General features: G+C 47.6%; 15 protein-coding genes and 1 pseudogene. 5 read left to right on the forward strand and 11 right to left on the reverse strand.

Features of this window, described 5'->3' with window-relative positions:
- Positions 1-127: 127 nt before the first annotated feature.
- From ehuA to ehuB, 4 genes are all read right to left on the reverse strand, one after another.
- The gene (gene ehuA / locus ACRRQV_RS16325; RefSeq protein WP_432532813.1) at positions 128-904 is read right to left on the reverse strand and encodes an ectoine/hydroxyectoine ABC transporter ATP-binding protein EhuA; all 777 of its coding nucleotides are present in this window, start codon (positions 902-904) and stop codon (positions 128-130) included.
- A complete protein-coding gene (gene ehuD, locus ACRRQV_RS16330; protein ID WP_432532815.1) occupies positions 901-1,611 on the reverse strand; it encodes an ectoine/hydroxyectoine ABC transporter permease subunit EhuD in 711 nt (236 codons plus the stop codon). The genes ehuA and ehuD overlap by 4 nt, the downstream gene beginning before the upstream one ends.
- The gene (ehuC, locus tag ACRRQV_RS16335; RefSeq protein WP_432532817.1) at positions 1,611-2,267 is read right to left on the reverse strand and encodes an ectoine/hydroxyectoine ABC transporter permease subunit EhuC; all 657 of its coding nucleotides are present in this window, start codon (positions 2,265-2,267) and stop codon (positions 1,611-1,613) included. Before ehuC ends, ehuD begins: the two co-directional genes overlap by 1 nt.
- A gap of 87 nt (positions 2,268-2,354) precedes the next feature.
- Positions 2,355-3,224: an ectoine/hydroxyectoine ABC transporter substrate-binding protein EhuB gene (gene ehuB, locus ACRRQV_RS16340; protein ID WP_432532819.1), complete on the reverse strand. Its 870-nt coding sequence runs from the start codon at positions 3,222-3,224 to the stop codon at positions 2,355-2,357.
- Between the two features lie 397 nt (positions 3,225-3,621).
- Between ehuB and rsgA the strand changes: the two genes are divergently transcribed.
- On the forward strand, positions 3,622-4,677 hold the full coding sequence (rsgA, locus tag ACRRQV_RS16345) for a ribosome small subunit-dependent GTPase A (protein ID WP_432532821.1): 1,056 nt from the start codon (positions 3,622-3,624) through the stop codon (positions 4,675-4,677).
- 545 nt (positions 4,678-5,222) lie between these two features.
- Here the strand turns inward: rsgA and ACRRQV_RS16350 are convergent.
- From ACRRQV_RS16350 to ACRRQV_RS16365, 4 genes and pseudogenes are all read right to left on the reverse strand, one after another.
- A pseudogene (locus ACRRQV_RS16350) lies at positions 5,223-5,860 on the reverse strand (response regulator).
- Between the two features lie 16 nt (positions 5,861-5,876).
- Complete coding sequence (locus ACRRQV_RS16355) at positions 5,877-6,992, reverse strand: GAF domain-containing sensor histidine kinase (protein WP_432532823.1); 1,116 nt, start codon at positions 6,990-6,992, stop codon at positions 5,877-5,879.
- A 101-nt stretch (positions 6,993-7,093) separates the two neighbouring features.
- On the reverse strand, positions 7,094-8,794 hold the full coding sequence (locus ACRRQV_RS16360) for a phospho-sugar mutase (protein WP_432532825.1): 1,701 nt from the start codon (positions 8,792-8,794) through the stop codon (positions 7,094-7,096).
- A 403-nt stretch (positions 8,795-9,197) separates the two neighbouring features.
- Positions 9,198-10,742 (reverse strand): GNAT family N-acetyltransferase, encoded by a 1,545-nt coding sequence (locus ACRRQV_RS16365; RefSeq protein WP_432532827.1) that lies wholly within the window; start codon positions 10,740-10,742, stop codon positions 9,198-9,200.
- A 131-nt stretch (positions 10,743-10,873) separates the two neighbouring features.
- Between ACRRQV_RS16365 and ACRRQV_RS16370 the strand changes: the two genes are divergently transcribed.
- Genes ACRRQV_RS16370 through ACRRQV_RS16380 form a run of 3 tightly spaced genes read left to right on the forward strand, consistent with a single transcriptional unit; the run spans position 10,874 to position 12,672 of the window.
- Positions 10,874-11,299, forward strand: coding sequence for a disulfide oxidoreductase (locus tag ACRRQV_RS16370; protein WP_432532829.1), 426 nt, complete (start codon positions 10,874-10,876; stop codon positions 11,297-11,299).
- A 1-nt stretch (position 11,300) separates the two neighbouring features.
- Positions 11,301-11,771, forward strand: coding sequence for a thioredoxin family protein (locus ACRRQV_RS16375; protein WP_432532831.1), 471 nt, complete (start codon positions 11,301-11,303; stop codon positions 11,769-11,771).
- 55 nt (positions 11,772-11,826) lie between these two features.
- Positions 11,827-12,672, forward strand: a complete 846-nt coding sequence (locus ACRRQV_RS16380; protein ID WP_432532833.1) for an RluA family pseudouridine synthase — start codon at positions 11,827-11,829, stop codon at positions 12,670-12,672.
- Between the two features lie 67 nt (positions 12,673-12,739).
- On the opposite strand, the gene ACRRQV_RS16385 is transcribed toward ACRRQV_RS16380, so the two are convergent.
- Together ACRRQV_RS16385 and ACRRQV_RS16390 are read right to left on the reverse strand one after the other, a co-directional pair.
- On the reverse strand, positions 12,740-13,240 hold the full coding sequence (locus ACRRQV_RS16385) for a DinB family protein (protein WP_432532835.1): 501 nt from the start codon (positions 13,238-13,240) through the stop codon (positions 12,740-12,742).
- Between the two features lie 87 nt (positions 13,241-13,327).
- Positions 13,328-14,161 carry an aldo/keto reductase gene (locus ACRRQV_RS16390; protein ID WP_432532837.1) on the reverse strand — a complete coding sequence of 278 codons (834 nt, stop codon included), beginning with the start codon at positions 14,159-14,161 and terminating at the stop codon, positions 13,328-13,330.
- Positions 14,162-14,314: 153 nt separating this feature from the next.
- On the opposite strand from ACRRQV_RS16390, the gene ACRRQV_RS16395 reads away from it, so the two are divergent.
- Positions 14,315-15,610, forward strand: coding sequence for an NCS2 family permease (locus ACRRQV_RS16395; RefSeq protein WP_432532839.1), 1,296 nt, complete (start codon positions 14,315-14,317; stop codon positions 15,608-15,610).
- Between the two features lie 29 nt (positions 15,611-15,639).
- Here the strand turns inward: ACRRQV_RS16395 and ACRRQV_RS16400 are convergent, their stop codons facing one another.
- A complete protein-coding gene (locus ACRRQV_RS16400; RefSeq protein WP_432532841.1) occupies positions 15,640-15,948 on the reverse strand; it encodes a hypothetical protein in 309 nt (102 codons plus the stop codon).
- Positions 15,949-16,096 lie beyond the last annotated feature (148 nt).

Consider the following 16,096-nt stretch of genomic DNA (forward strand, 5'->3'; position numbering starts at 1 on the left):
GTTCAGAATATTAGTTTAATGTTAGCGTTTCCAATTTCAGATTGCAAGAACATGTTTCTCGCTTGATGAAGTTTCTGGCATAAAAAAGCCCTGCGTGCCGTTTTTTGGGCAGCGGGGCCTTGGCCTATTAAACTCTGCTGAAACGCTGCAGAAAACTTTTCAGCCGGTCGCTTTTCGGCTGAGCAAAGATGTCTTCGGGATGCCCTTCTTCCACTAAATAGCCGTCTGCGAAAAAAACCACCCGGTCGGAAATTTCTCTCGCAAAATCCATTTCGTGCGTAATTAAGATCATCGACATATCACTCGATTCCGCGAGGTCTTTGATCACTTGAAGCACTTCTCCAACCAATTCAGGATCCAGCGCAGAAGTCACTTCATCAAACAGCATCACTTTTGGCTTCATAACGAGGGCACGCGCAATGGCGACCCGCTGCTTTTGGCCGCCTGACAACTGGAACGGGTAGTTGTTGATTTTATCCGCCAACCCCACTTTTCCTAGCATTTCTTTCGCCCGCTCTTCCGCTTCTTTTTTGCTGAGCCCCAGCACTTGAATCGGCGCTTCAGTGCAATTGCGCAAAATGGTCATATGCGGAAATAAATTAAAATGCTGAAACACCATGCCGATATTGCCCCTGATTTTGCTTAAATGTTTTTCGTTGGCATCTGTCCGTTTGCCGTTCACTTCCATATGCCAAAGATTTTCACCATTGACGAAAATTTCGCCATCCGTCGGTTTTTCAAGTGTCATCAGCATACGGATGATGGTCGTTTTTCCGGAACCGCTTGGACCGATGATGGAAACTTTTTCTCCCTGCTTGATATCCAAATCAAAACCTTTTAGCACGTCCAAATCGCCAAACGATTTTTTTACGTTTTTAAACTGCACGATGGGCTTTGTCGTCATGTGATCACATTCTCCTTTTTCACTTTTTTGGCGTTGCGCATATAGCGGTTGTTCATGCGCTTTTCGGCATAGCCCACTAAAAGAGATGACGGGTAACTTAAGAGCAGAAACAGCAAGCCGACAATCGTATAGACTTCCACAAACGAAAACACTTGAGACCCCAAATTACGAGCCGTCAATAACATTTCGCTGACCGAAATCGCCATTAAAAGCGGCGTTTCTTTAAACAAAACGATCAAGTAATTGCCGAGCATCGGAATCACCGGCGGAATCGCTTGCGGCAAAATGATTTTCGTCCACGTCTTGGTTTTACTGAAATTCAAGGCTTTACTTGCTTCCCATTGCCCTTGGTCAACCGCTTCAATGCCCGAACGGTAGATTTCCGATAAATACGTGCTGTAATGAATGCCGAGCGTCGCGATGCCTGCAGTTAACGCCGTCATTTTAAACCCGACCACCGGAACCATCGGCCAAGCAAAATAAACAAAAAACAACTGGACGAGCACCGGCGTCCCCCGGACAAATTCAATAAAACCGTACGTTAGCCATGCGAGCGGCTTGAATCGTGAACGCCGAAGCAGTGTGAGAACGAGGCCAACAATCAACGCCGTTGCAAAAGCGGCAAGCGTAATCCCCAGTGTTTTGAACATCGCTTTAAAAATGATTGGAAACACTTCAATTGCGTAGGGAACATCAAAAATTTCCATTATGTATTAGCCACCCCCCGAGATGCGCGCTTCTCCAAATAACGGGACAACACAATAAGCGGCAATGCCAGGACAAAATACATGACGAGCAAAATGCCGAACACTTTTAAGCTCAAACTAAAATCCGATGCCCGCAGGTTTTGCGCCAAATACATCATATCCTGCAGGGTAATGAGCGAGACAAGCGACGTTCCTTTTAATAATTCAATGGAAATGTTGCCAAATCCCGGAAGCATCGTACGCAAAGCTTGCGGCAAAATAATGCGGCGCATGCGCTGGAAACGGGACATGTTGAGCGCGATAGCCGCTTCCGTTTGGCCTTCAGGGACCGCGAGAATCGAGCTTCGGACAATTTCAGACGCATAAGCGCCATAATTCAAGCCGAGCGTTACCACACCGGCAAAAAACGGTTCGAGGCGGATATCGAATAATTGCGGCAAGACGAAAAAGATCCAAAACAATTGGACGAGAAGCGACGTCCCTCTGAAAAATTCCACATAAATGGTTGTCGCAACCCGTATGGTTTTAAAGCGCGATACACGGGACAAGCCAGCAATAAAAGCAACGGCAAAAGTGAGAACTCCAGCTGCAAGCAGTAAACTGACAGTCACTGTTACCCCTCTCATCAATATACTGACAATATCAATCGTACTCAAAAGCCCCACTCCTTTCGTTGGCAGCTAGTTTCCGGCTGAGCCAGGCCAGTACGAAAAAAACCTGGCCGCCGGTTTATTTTTCTCAGCTTATCCTGCACACAATTCTTCTGTTGTCACGTCGCCTGGCAAGTTATCTTCGGTAAATCCAAACGGCTCCATCAGCTCAAGCAGTTTGCCCGATTCTTTGAACTCGGCCAAAATTTCATTGTAGCGGTCCACCAGTTCTTGGTCATCCGGATGGAAAACTGCAGCGCCGTAGCCAATCACTTCTTCCCCGTCGACTAAAGGCTGTTCAACGTCTTCAATAACTTGAATGTTTTCGGTTTCTTGGTCCTGAAGCGCCGTGCGGAGTGTAAGATCCGTCATCGTGATGGCATCCACCCGGCCGGTATCAAGTGCCGTAATCACAGCGGAAATATCGCTGACTTGCTGGATTTGCCCTTCAGCAACTCCGTTGGCAAGCATATACTCGCGTTCAATAGCACCTGCCATGACTGCCACTTTCGCATCGGGATTGCCAGCGATGTCTTCATAGCTGTTAATTTCCAATGGATTTCCCGCCTGTGTGGCGATGCCGATTCCGATTTGGTATTCCGGCTCGCCAAACGCTGCGTTTTTACAGCGTTCCGGTGTAATGTACATCCCCGCGGTTACGGCGTCAAAATTGCGGGAGTTCAAGCCGCTGATCAAAGAGTCAAAGTCGACGACGGTTCCTTCCATTTCTTCAACGCCCATTTCTTCAAAAACTGCCCGGGCTATTTCCACGGATTGGCCGGTAATCGATCCATCGTTTTCTTGGTAGGCATAAGGGCGTTCATTCGCAAAGCCGACATTCACCTTACCTTCTTCTTCAATGGTTTCGAGTGTACTGCCGCCTCCGCTCCCACCACCTGTAGAGCAAGCCGCCAACATCAAAAAGGCAATGGAACCGATAGCAAAATGCTTCACTTTCTTCATCGCGATCTCTCCTTTGTCTGTTTGCACAAGAAAATATTTATTGGAATATTCTGTTTTCTTGCTTTGCATTTATCGTAACATATTTTTATTTCTTAGGTATAAATTATTAAAAATTTTACTATTCTTCTTAGATGGATCTCTTCTAATAGTCTGATAAATTTTTCTTTTCTTACAAAAATCCATTGACCGCTTGTTTTTCATCGCTTATAGTTAACTTAACTTGAAGAAAGAGGTGAGGCATTATGGCTATTTTATTTTTGAATACACAAATCCAGTCTATAGTGTCCCGCCTTGTGTATCGCTGACGATACGCTTCTTCCATTATGCCCGGGAACCATGGACTGCGATTTGTGCGCATCCATGGTTTTTTATTATGCATAAATAGGAGGAACGAACAGTGAATACGATTGAACAATTTGGCTGGAATGAACAATGGCAAGAAAAAGTGACCACTTCAGGAATTCCTGGACGGGTAACGCTTGAACATAAACATTTATACCGGGTCATTACAAATAAAGGCGAATGGCTCAGCTCCTTGTCCGGAAAATACAAGCATCAGTACAGCACCGCTGAATTTCCATCGGTCGGCGATTGGGTCATGGTCGAGCAAATGCCGGGGGAAGAAAAAGGCATCATCCATAGCGTGCTTCCCCGCTCTTCGCATTTTTCGAGGAAATCTGCGGGCGAAACGTCGGAAATTCAAACGATTGCGGTTAACGTTGATTATGTCTTTTTGGTGATGTCGCTGAACCATGATTTTAATATTCGGCGCTTGGAGCGCTATTTAATCGCTTCGTGGGATTCGGGTGCCAATCCGGTCATCGTGTTGACGAAAAGGGACCAATGTCCGGATATTGAGCCATATTTAACAGCTGTCGAATCGGTTGCATTCGGCGTTCCGGTTTATCCTGTATCCAGTTTCACTGGTGAAGGAATCGACCAGTTGCAAACAATTTTAGCCGGCGCAAAAACAGGCGCTTTGCTCGGTTCATCAGGCGTTGGAAAGTCTTCGCTTATCAATGCGCTGTCGGGAAGCGAGCTCATGGCCGTCCAGGAAATCCGCGAAGACGACAGCAAAGGCCGCCATACGACGACTCACCGGGAACTGGTGCTTTTGCCAAGTGGCGGGCTGTTGATCGATACGCCGGGAATGCGTGAATTCCAGCTCGGCGATTCCTCTGAAGGCATGGAATCGAGCTTTAGCGATGTGGAATCGCTCGCGGAATTTTGCCGCTTCCGGGATTGCACCCACAACAACGAACCCGGCTGCCGCATCCAAGAAGCGCTGGCTGATGGCGAACTGGAGCCTGACCGCTACCGCAGTTACTTGAAACTGAAACGCGAATTGGCGCATATGGAACGCAAAAGCGACCTCGCTGCCCAAAAAGCTGAACGCAATAAGTGGAAACAAATCACGAAAGACTCCCGGAAACGGCCGGTTAAAAAACGATAAAAGAAAAACTCTTAAAAAAGTAGAAAACATCTTTTCCAGGTTGCTATTCCGCAACCCAGCTGCGAAGCTATTGGCCAAAGGAAGTTTGGTCAATAGCTTTGCGACGAGCTTGCGCAGGAGCACAAGGGTTTATTGCCGCGGGCCCGCAGGCGTCTTCGCTGGTTTGCTCCATAGCTTAATGGGAATACATTTCAAAGCTAAAAAGGCCAACACAAGTATAGAAATCCACTGGTGTTAGCCTTTATTCTCTATTCTTCGAAACACTTCTAGAAAGCTCTCTCTTCGAATGAAGCGGAAGGCGGCGAACCAGTTGGGCGAAGGCAGTTCGGCCAACTGGTTTGCGACGAAGCAGCGAAGCGATGCAACGCTCTTTCATGTCTCGAAGCTAGCGAAGCGGTGCAGAGACAGGAGCAACGGTTTTCGCAAGCGACGAGGATACAGAAGCCGTGCCCGCGGAACGCGTCCGCCTGAAGCGCAATGAGAAAGGTGCTATCGCTTACTCAACAGCCTGAAAAAGCAGGCGCGATATAAATCGCGCCTGCTTTTTATTGTGCCGGTTCCGTCAGGCCGTGCTTGACTGCGTAAAGGGCGGCTTGCGTGCGGTCCTGCACTTCCAGTTTGCTGAAAATATTCGAGATGTGCGTTTTCACCGTTTTTTCTGTGACATAAAGTGCAGAGGCAATTTCCCGGTTGCTTTTGCCTTTCGTCAACTCATAAAGCACTTCCTGCTCCCGCGGCGTCAATTGGTTGACGGTATGCGGCGGCGGTTCGATCGGCCCTTTTAACAGTTCTGACGTCGCTTTCGGATGCAGCGTGTTTTCCCCGCGCATCAAGCTCCGGAGTGAAGCTACCAATTCATCCGGTTCAATGTCTTTCAATTGGTAGCCGGCCGCTCCCGCTTCCATTGCCGGTACGACATGGTCGCGGTCGGAGAAACTTGTCAACATCAAAACGATTATTTCCGGATGCTGTTCTTTGATTTTCCGCGTTGCTTGGATGCCGTCCATTACCGGCATGACCAAATCCATCAATACGATGTCCGGCAATAGTTTCGCTGCCAGTTCGACGGCTTCTTTGCCGTTCACTGCTTCCCCGACCACTTCGATGTCTTTTTGCGTTTTCAAAAAAACATTAAGCCGCGCCGGACAACATGATGGTCATCAGCAATTAATACTCTTACCATCCCTTTCATTCCTTTCTTAATAAGGCATCCGCACAAGAATTTCCGTTCCTTTGCCAATTTCGCTTGACCACTCCACCGAACCGCCTTCCGCTTTCGCGCGGTCTTGCATACTTTGGATTCCGATGGACGGAAGGGTCAAGCTTTCGCCAATGGCAAAACCCTGCCCTTCATCTCGCAAGACAAGCAAGACATCAGACGAAGTCACGGACAAATACAATTGCACGTCATTGACGCCGGCATGTTTCCGGACGTTGTTCAATGCTTCCTGCGCGATGCGGAACAGCGTCTCTTCGATGCGTGAAGGCAATTGGATGACGCCGGTCACTTTCAATTCCACAGCGAGTCCGAGCATTTCCCCGTAGCCTTTTATGGCTTCAAGCAGCCCGCTTTCCAACCCTTTCGGCCGCAATTGCCAAATCAGCGCCCGCATTTCATTCAACGCTTCTTGCGTTAAATGCTGGATGTCGCTGAAAGTTTCTTGGATAGCCGGATCATCGGCCATTTCCACGCCGCCGCGTGCGGTCAGCGTAACCGAAAACAGCAATTGATTGACCGAGTCGTGTAAATCGCGCGCCAAGCGGTTTCGCTCTTTGACGAGTGCAAGTTCCTGCTCTTGTTTGGTCAGCACGATCCGTTTGATCGCCGAACCAATTTGAAAAGCGACCGATTCTAGTAATGCCAATTCGTCTATTGAGAAACGGACGGTATTCGGTGCGGCAATGTTCAACAGTCCGAATTTTTCTTCTCCCGACTGCAGCGGAACCGTCGCATGGTGAGTTATGCCTTCCGCGTCTCCCGCGTCCGCGGACAACGCGTTTTCAATGCGCTGGCATGCGATGATGTTGGACGCTTTTTCCAAATCGCCGTCATGATAGCGTTTGACGCACCAGCAACCGCCTTTCTTCAAATGAAAGCAGCCGTTTTCTTTCAGCGCCGGCGGCAAATTTTCCTGAGCCACGAGCCGATGTTTGCCTTGTTCGTCAATAAAAAACAGCCAGGCAGTTTCAAAATTCGATCCCCGCAACAGTTTGGCTAGCGCCCCTTTCAACATTCGGTCCATATCGGTTTCTTCATTTAAAAGTTCCGCTATTTCTTTCAGTAATGCCACATTGGAATGTTCGTCCATCACCATTAATCTCACCTCTTAGCCTTATCCTAACGATACACGTTCCGGGCATTCTTTTGCCTCATACTTTGGAATGAGAAAAGCCCCCATAAAGGGAGCTTATCTTCTTAGCGGCTGTTCATTTCATTTAGGAAGGATTCTTTTAAGAATTCCATTTTTTCATCACTGTCGCGTTCGGTATCTGCAAACACGCCGAAGTAATATTTCACTTTCGGTTCCGTGCCGCTTGGCCGCACGCAAACCCACGAACCGTCTTTCAAGAAATACTTGAGCACGTTCGACTGCGGCAATTCGATTTTTTCATCGGTCCCGAGATCAGTAAAGACGCGGTTTTGCGATTCATAGTCTTCGATGGTCACGACAGGAACCCCCGCAATCGCTTGGATCGGGTCTTGGCGCAGCCCTTCAAGCATAGCCGAGATTTCACGCGCGCCGTCCACGCCTTTTTTAGTGATCGAAACGAGGCTTTCCCGGTACCAGCCAAAGCGTTCGTACAAACCAACCAGCACATCATGCAAGCTCTTGCCGTGCTGCTTGTAATAAGCAGCCGCTTCAACGAGCAGCAGCACCGTCTGCACGGCATCTTTGTCGCGGGCAAAATCTTTGATTAAATAGCCATAGCTTTCTTCGTAGCCGAATAAAAACTCGAACGTTTTCTGCTCGTCGTTTTCTTTTAGTTTTTCTCCGATAAATTTAAAGCCCGTCAATACATCTTCGCAGCCGACGCCGTAAGCATCCGCTACGACACGGCCAAATTCGGATGTGACGATGGTTTTGAAAATGCGGCCATTTTCAGGAAGTGTGCCTTTCCGCTCTTTTTGGCTAAGCAAATACTCAATCAAAATCGCACCGGTCTGGTTGCCAGACAGCAATTCATAATGCTCTCCGCTCCAAACCGCAATGCCTGCGCGGTCGCCGTCGGGGTCAACGGCGATCAACAAATCTGCACCATTTTCTTTGCCGTATTGCATCGCTAGTTCAAACGCCGACGCTTCTTCCGGGTTTGGCGATGTGACGGTCGGAAACTCGCCGTCCGGATCCATTTGTTCTTTTACATACGTGATGTTGGTGTAGCCTGCTTCAGTCAATAAACGCTTAACCGTTGAACCGGATGCGCCGTGAAGCGGTGTAAATACGGCTTGAATCGGGTTTGCCGACTGCTCTTGCACCGTCAAAGCGTTCGTAATATACGCTTGATCCATTTTTTCATCAATCATCACAAGCAGATCGGATGGGTATTCCGTATTAACAACGGCCAATTCGTCTTCCACTTGGCTGACAAAGTCAATGACGCGGTCGGCATCCGCCAAGTTCAGCTGCGCACCGTCTTCTCCGTAAACTTTGTAGCCATTGTATTCAGGCGGGTTGTGGCTTGCCGTGATGACAATGCCCATAAAGGCATTTAAATAGCGGACGCTGAACGACAGTTGCGGCGTTGTACGCGGCGCGCTGTATAAATACGTATGGATGCCGTTCGCCGCAAACGTACGGGCGGCTTCCATGGCGAATTCCGGCGACATGCGGCGGCTGTCATAGGCAATGACCATGCCTCTCGCCATTGCTTCTTCCCCGTTTTCTTTTATGTAGTTCGCGATGCCTTGGGAAGCTTTTCGCACTGTATAAACGTTCATGCGGTTTGTGCCCGGCCCAATTTCGCCGCGCATTCCGCCTGTTCCGAATACCAGGTCTTGATGGAAAGCGTCTTCTGCCCACTTTTCATCGTCTTTTAGAAGGTTTAATGTCTCTTTTGTTGTTTCATCTAATTGATCGTGCTCTAACCATCTTTTGATTTTCTCTTTCCAAGCCATTTGAACGCCTCCCTTTCTTTTACAGTTCATTCTACCAAAAAAACCAAGAAAAAACCGCTCCCAGTTGGAAGCGGCCGCTATATTAAGTTGAACTTAGTATGTTGGGTTGTTCATATTCCGCAAACCAGCTGCGCTTGCCGCGGGCGAGCGCCGAGCCGCTTCGTCGCTAGCGCGACTGCAGGGTCTCGGCTGTCTCGCTTTACCGCAGGCGTCTCCGCTAGTTTGCTCCATATCTAGGCAGATATAATAAATAAACTTTAACGTTTTTTTGTAAAACTAACCAGCGCAGGCGCGTCCACGGGCTAGGCGAAGCGATAAGACGAGTGTTCTTCTCGGCTTATTGCCAGAGCCATGCCCAAAGCGTCCGAAGCGGGGTGTAAAATCTACTTTCCAGTGAAACTGGTTAGTCTTTTTTATACTCCACGCGGTAAACGTCGTGGCGGCGGTCTTTTAATTGCTTAACCGTACCGTTTTGTCGTTGGCGGCGCAGGATTTCCAAATCGACGTCTCCGATCAAGACCATTTCCAAGTTGGCATTGGTTTCCCCAACGATGCCGTCGCGGGCAAATTCAAAATCGGATGGCGCAAAAATGCCGGATTGGGCATATTGGATGTCCATGTTTTCCGTTTGCGGCAAGTTGCCGACGGTACCGGAAATAACGGTGTAAATTTGGTTTTCCACGGCACGTGCTTGTGCACAATAACGAACGCGCAAGTACCCTTGTCGGTCTTCTGTACAAAACGGCGTGAAAATGATATTTGCTCCCATATCTGTCGCTATGCGGGCAAGTTCTGGGAATTCAATGTCGTAGCAGATTTGGATGGCGATTTTGCCGCAATCCGTATCAAAGACGCGTACCGAATCACCGGCAGAAATCCCCCACCATTTGCGTTCGTTCGGCGTGATGTGGATTTTGTATTGCTTGTCGATCGAGCCATCGCGGCGGAACAAGTACGCAATGTTGTAAATCTCGTCGTCTTCTTCTTTTACGAAATGCGAACCGCCGATAATGTTGACGTTGTAGCGCACCGCAAGATCCGTGAACAGCTCAATATATTGTGGCGTGTATTCCGTCAATTTGCGCACTGCCTGGCTCGGCGATGGTTCGTTCAAGAATGACATCAATTGCGTAGTGAAAATTTCTGGGAACACCACAAAGTCGGAATGGGCATCCGATGCCACGTCGACGAAATATTCCACTTGGCTTGCCAAGTCATCAAATGATTCGATGGCGCGCATCAAATACTGCACGACGCAAATGCGCACCGGCAAACTTGTTTTAAAATGGCGCTTGGAAATCGGCTTGTAATCCACGTTGTTCCATTCCATCAGCGTAGCGTACTTGCCCGATGCCAAATCATCTTGCAAATAGTTCGGGTTGATTCGCATCAATTGGAACCCGTTCATCAATTGGAACGTCAAGACGGGATCGTAGATTTTGTGGCGAGACACTGAATCCACGTATTCTCTCGGTGACATTTCATCCGCATGCTTATGGTAGTTCGGAATGCGGCCGCCAATAATAATCGACTTTAAATTCAGTTCGCGGGCCAATTCTTTTCGCGCTTCGTATAATCGCTGCCCAACTTGCATCCGGCGGAATTCCGGGTGCACCATAACTTCAATGCCGTACATATTGTAGCCATCCGGGTTGTGGTTGGTGATGTAACCTCCGTCGGTCACGTCGTCCCATGTATGGCGGTCGTCGTATTCATCAAAATTAATCAATAAACTCGAGCATGAACCAATAACTTTGCCGTCAAGTTCAGCGACTAATTGGCCTTGAGGGAAAACGCCCAAATGGCTTCTTAGTTGTTCTTCTTTCCAAGGGTCCATCCCCGGAAAACACAATCGCTGCATGTCCATGATCGCAGGTATATCTGCATAACTCATTTCGCGGATAATCATGCTTTTTTCGAAATTGGATAAATCGAATTGTTCTGGCACTGCAGCCACTCCTTCACAAAAGTTTCATAGTTCATTATATAGGATAGTGGAACAGGTTGATAATGATTTACTTGCGTTCGGTTAAGAATTATACTTTTATAGAAGAAATTCTTGAAAAGAGGGCTGTTTTTATGTCAAAGCGCCAAGAAAACGTTTTGCTGTCCATGTGGGCTGTCTCACTGGTCGCAACGTTGGGGTCACTTTATTTTTCTGAAATCCGCGGATATACCCCATGTGAATTATGCTGGATCCAACGGATTTTCATGTATCCGCTCGTCATTATTATTGGGGTCGCCTATGTTCAGAAAAACGTGCGGATTGCTGCAACGACGTTAGTATTCGCTGTCGTCGGCGGCTGTATTTCCCTCTACCATTACGGAATCCAAAAACTGTCTTTTTTGGCTGATTCAGCTCCTTCATGTGGACAAGTTCCGTGCACGGGCCAATACATCAACTGGCTCGGATTTATCACCATTCCATTTTTAGCGCTTATCGCATTCTTCTTAATTGCTGGAATGAGCCTTTACCTGAGAAAAACAATCAAGGAGGAAAACTAACATGAAAAAAATGATCGCTATCGCAGCAGTTGTTGTTGTCATTTTCGGATTGATCATCTTTTTGACCAATCAAGCGAATGACAAAAAGCTGGCGAACAATCCATACGGCTCGAAAGATTTGCGGCAATCGACAATCGACCAACTGGACGATGAAAATTACCAGAGCATTGCATTGCCTGACGAAGTTAACGAAAAAATCACGAGCGGTGAACCGACAACCGTTTATTTTTTCAGTCCGGAATGCGTTCATTGCCAAGCTACCACACCGGTATTGATGCCCGTTGCTGAAGATATGGATGTAGACGTCTTGCAGTATAATCTGTTAGAGTTTGATCAAGGGTGGACAGACTATGCCATCGAAGCAACCCCAACTTTGATCCATTTTGAAGATGGCAAAGAAGTGGCACGCTGGGTCGGCGCACAACCGAAAGAAAACATTGAGCAGTTTTTCAATCAAGTTGTTTTAAACTAATTGACAAAAGGATCATGTGCACCGCGCATGATCCTTTTTTATGGAGGAATCGTTGATGAGTTGGAATTATGAAATAAAAGATGAAGGCACAACCGTTGAAGAATTGTTGCGAAAAGAATGGGGCCTTGGCAAAAAAGTCGTCCACGAAATGCGGATGGCAAAAAGCGTCAAGAACGAAAAATTCCAGGAAATCATTTGGAAAGAGCCATTGGCCAAAGGAACGATTTTAGTCTTTGATTTGCCGCCCGCTGATTCGCCGTACGAACCGAAACACGATGTGGAATTGCCGATTTTGTTTGAAGATGAGCATTTTGTCGTCGCCAGCAAACCAAAAGGCATGAAAACCCATCCAAACGAAGTCGGGCAAATCGATACGTTCATCAATGCGATTCTTGGCCACATTGTCCGAAACGGCGGTACGTATGCCGAACACGTCCACCGGCTCGACCAAGGAACGTCTGGCTTATTGATGGTGGCCAAACATCCGGTAGCCAAAAACGTTTTGGACCGTTTGCTTGAACAAAAATTGCTTGTGCGCGATTACGAAGCTGTTGTTAAAGGGCGCGTGCCTAATAAAACCGGCACCATTGACGTCAAGCTCGGCCGCGACCGCCACCATCCGACGCGCCGCGTGGCATCTCCAACCGGCCAAAGCGCCGTCACTCATTACAAAGTGGCCAAGCAGCTGGAAGGAAAAACCTTGCTTCATTTAACGCTTGAAACCGGGCGCACCCACCAGATTCGGGCGCATCTTGCGTACCTGGGCCATCCAATCATTGGAGACGAATTGTATGGCGGATCGCCGACACAAGACGGCGCATACCATTTACACGCTTTCCGCATGTCGTTCATCCACCCATTCACCGAAGAAAAAATTGTTGTTGAAGATACATCGCGTTAAAATAATAAGCTTTTTAAAAACCTTCATAGGATTTCCTATGAAGGTTTTTTGCTGAAGCGATGCTTTGTCATTCCCAATCCGGCGCTATTTCCCAGTTGCCCAGCGCTTTCCGGATATAAATGATTTGCCCGAGATGGTAGGCGTTGTGTACGCAAAGGCTGGACAGGGCTTCCCACCAAATTGCGTCTTCCGGAAAGCCCGGAATGTGGGCATGGAGTTCTTCTTCTGTAGACGCTTCAATCGCACTTTGCCACTCAGCAAGCCCTGCATCCAATTCGTTCACTTGCTGCTGCCAGCTTTCTTCCGTCAATCCTTCCACCGTTTGGAACGTGGAAGAATTGAGTTCCGGCGCTTCCCCGACCGCTTTGCCTTTAAAGCGCTTCATCCACCGGCTGTTGTAAAACAATAGGTGATTCGCAATTTCTCCGATTGAATTTGAAGATGCGTTCGGCTTCCATGTTGCTTCTTCCAAGCGCAGCCCAATGAGTGCTTTGCTTAGCGGTTTGACCCAACTGTCTACATTTCGGCACATCGCCAACTGATCCAAAACCATTTCTTTTTTGCTCATCTACACCCCTCCTTTTCTGACTATTCTTACAATAGAATAACATAACAAAAAACCGACAAGCTTATAAAGCGAGTCGGTTTAACTAAATTATAAAGCTGTAAGGCTGTCCGGATGCATGCCTGTACGGCGATTCTGATTTAAGGCATCAATCATGTGCATCTCCTCTAGAGACAATGCAAAATCAAAAACGTCGGCATTTTCAGCGATGCGGCTTGGCGTTACGGACTTCGGTATGACGATTAAATCACTTTGCAAATGCCAGCGAATGATCACTTGGGCTACCGATTTGCCGTGGGATTCTGCAATTTGCTGCAGGACATTTTCATCAAGCAGCGTCCCGCGCGCAAGCGGCGACCACGAGGTGACGGCGATTCCGTTTTCAGCGCAAAATGCCCGCAGCGGTTCTTGCGTCAAATGCGGATGCAATTCAATTTGATTAACCATCGGTTTCGTATTGGCAGTTGCTATAATCTTTTCCAAATGGTGCTGCTGGTGATTAGAGACACCGATTGAGCGGACCACTTTTTCATCGTATAAACGCTGGATCGCCCGGTATGTATCTTCGTATTTTCCCGGAACCGCCCAGTGCGTCAAATACAAATCCAAGTAATCAAAGCCTAGCCGTTCGAGCGAGGCTTCAAACGCCCGCAAGGTTTGGTCATAGCCTTGGTCGGTATTCCATACTTTTGAAGTCACAAACACTTCTTCGCGCTTCAAACCAGATGCCCGAACCGCTTCTCCCACTTCCCGTTCGTTGTCATAAAGCGATGCCGTATCGATTGCCCGGTAGCCGCCATTAAGAGCCGTGACCATCGCATCCACCGCAGCTTCTTTATCGGTCATCTTGTAGACCCCAAGGCCAAAACGCGGCATTTCAATTCCATTATGTAAGGTTTTCGTTGAGTTGATTGTCAATTCCATTGCATTCACCCTTTCTCTTTTCATATTACAAATAATAAAGCAGAAGTTCGACTTTTAAACTTCTTTTTTTCAAAACCGCTTGCTTTTTCACTGAAAAACGAATATTATTTTCTAAGTCATTTAAATCGTTCGTGTTTTGAAAGGAGTTTGTTTATGTTTTACTTAAAAGAATACGGTACGGACATTAAAACGGAAGTGTTGGCAGGAACGACAACATTTTTGACCATGGCTTACATTGTTATCGTCAATCCCGTAATTTTAGGAGCGGCCGGCGTGCCATTCGACCAAGTATTTTTGGCAACGATCATCGCCGCTGTCATCGGCACGCTCTGGATGGCACTTTTTGCCAACTATCCGATTGCAATCGCTCCGGGAATGGGATTGAACGCCTATTTCACATCAATGGTGCTCGCTTCGGATGGAGCCATTGATTACACCACAGCTTTTGCGGCCGTCTTTGCGGCTGGGCTAATTTTTGTCGCATTGTCCATGACACGCTTGCGCAAAGTATTGATTGAAGCCATTCCCGAAAACTTAAAACATGCCATTACGGCCGGCATTGGACTGTTTATCGCGTTTATCGGCATGCGGCTCAGCGGAATCATTGTGGCAAATGAAGCCAATCTTGTCGGACTTGGCGATTTAACAGCGCCGCCAGTCGCATTGACGCTTGTTGGCTTATTGATTACCCTTATTTTTATGTCTTTGAACATTCACGGCGGCATTTTCTTCGGCATGATTGTGACAGGAATCATTGCGTTCTTCACTGGCCAATTAAAATTTGAAGAAACGATCCTGAAATTGCCTTCCTTGCCTGAAGGCATAATCGTCTGGAATCCGATTGAAGCCTTCCAACTGGTCATTCAATATGGACTATATGGTGTCGTGTTTTCGTTCTTGCTCGTGACGCTGTTTGATACGACCGGCACGATGATCGGCGTCGCCAAACAAGCCGGTTTGATGAAAGACAACAAAATGCCGCGCATGCGGCAGGCATTGCTTGCGGATTCTGTTGCTGCCACAGCTGGCGCTATGCTTGGGACGAGTCCCACATCCGCTTATGTGGAATCATCCGCAGGCGTTGCAGCAGGCGGCCGTACCGGACTGACTACGTTGACTGTAGCGATCCTCTTTATCGCTGCAGCCTTTTTCGGCCCGCTCGTCGGTGCCTTGTCGAGCGTCGCGGCCATCACCGCTCCCGCTTTAATTATTGTCGGCAGTTTGATGATCGGTTCAGTCAAGCAAATTGAATGGGATCAATTTGACGAAGCGTTTCCTGCGTTTTTAATCGTCTTGGCTATGCCGCTTACGTCGAGCATTGCAACAGGCATCGCGCTCGGATTTATTTCATACCCTTTGATGAAATTGTTTAAAGGCAAGGCCGTCCATCCGATTTTGTATGTATTCGCAGTTCTCTTTGCCATTCAAATCATTATTGCGCCCCATTAAAAAAACCGCCATTTGGCGGTTTTTTATATTTATATGCGCACTGAACGGTTGGAGACCGCTGCTGAAATCAATAACACGACTGCTGTAATCAAGTGAAGCACCCAGCCAATTCCTGGAATCCAAGCCACGATGCTTGTAATGATCCCTAGAACGGAACCGGATTTTGGTGAATATTCTCTGAAACAGAAAAACAACGTGATTGCGTGAAGGACAAACATGACGCCAAGTGCTGTATACCCCGTACCGATGACAACAGCGCCGCCAATAACTGGAATCGCCAGAAATGCTTCAGCAAGGCCGGTAATCCACAGCAACGCCACAGAAATTTTCATTCTCATTCTTTTCACCTCTTCCCAAAAAATTCGTATGTTATATATACGGACGAAAGCTCAATGCGTTTCATTTATTTCAACTTAACGTCGGTAATCTCTCCATTACCGAATCTTTATTTCAAAATAGGTTAAGAAAAATGATTGGGAGGTGCCC

Source organism: Planococcus sp. YIM B11945, from assembly GCF_050864155.1.
GTDB lineage: Bacteria > Bacillota > Bacilli > Bacillales_A > Planococcaceae > Planococcus.

Coding starts and splice junctions, on each gene's coding strand:
- ehuA (WP_432532813.1), bottom strand. CDS start 904: ATGACGACAAAGCCCATCGTGCAGTTTAAAAACGTAAAAAAATCGTTT.
- ehuD (WP_432532815.1), bottom strand. CDS start 1,611: ATGGAAATTTTTGATGTTCCCTACGCAATTGAAGTGTTTCCAATCATT.
- ehuB (WP_432532819.1), bottom strand. CDS start 3,224: ATGAAGAAAGTGAAGCATTTTGCTATCGGTTCCATTGCCTTTTTGATG.
- ACRRQV_RS16355 (WP_432532823.1), bottom strand. CDS start 6,992: ATGGTGATGGACGAACATTCCAATGTGGCATTACTGAAAGAAATAGCG.
- ACRRQV_RS16360 (WP_432532825.1), bottom strand. CDS start 8,794: ATGGCTTGGAAAGAGAAAATCAAAAGATGGTTAGAGCACGATCAATTA.
- ACRRQV_RS16370 (WP_432532829.1), top strand. CDS start 10,874: ATGTCAAAGCGCCAAGAAAACGTTTTGCTGTCCATGTGGGCTGTCTCA.
- ACRRQV_RS16375 (WP_432532831.1), top strand. CDS start 11,301: ATGAAAAAAATGATCGCTATCGCAGCAGTTGTTGTTGTCATTTTCGGA.
- ACRRQV_RS16380 (WP_432532833.1), top strand. CDS start 11,827: ATGAGTTGGAATTATGAAATAAAAGATGAAGGCACAACCGTTGAAGAA.
- ACRRQV_RS16385 (WP_432532835.1), bottom strand. CDS start 13,240: ATGAGCAAAAAAGAAATGGTTTTGGATCAGTTGGCGATGTGCCGAAAT.
- ACRRQV_RS16390 (WP_432532837.1), bottom strand. CDS start 14,161: ATGGAATTGACAATCAACTCAACGAAAACCTTACATAATGGAATTGAA.
- ACRRQV_RS16395 (WP_432532839.1), top strand. CDS start 14,315: ATGTTTTACTTAAAAGAATACGGTACGGACATTAAAACGGAAGTGTTG.
- ACRRQV_RS16400 (WP_432532841.1), bottom strand. CDS start 15,948: ATGAGAATGAAAATTTCTGTGGCGTTGCTGTGGATTACCGGCCTTGCT.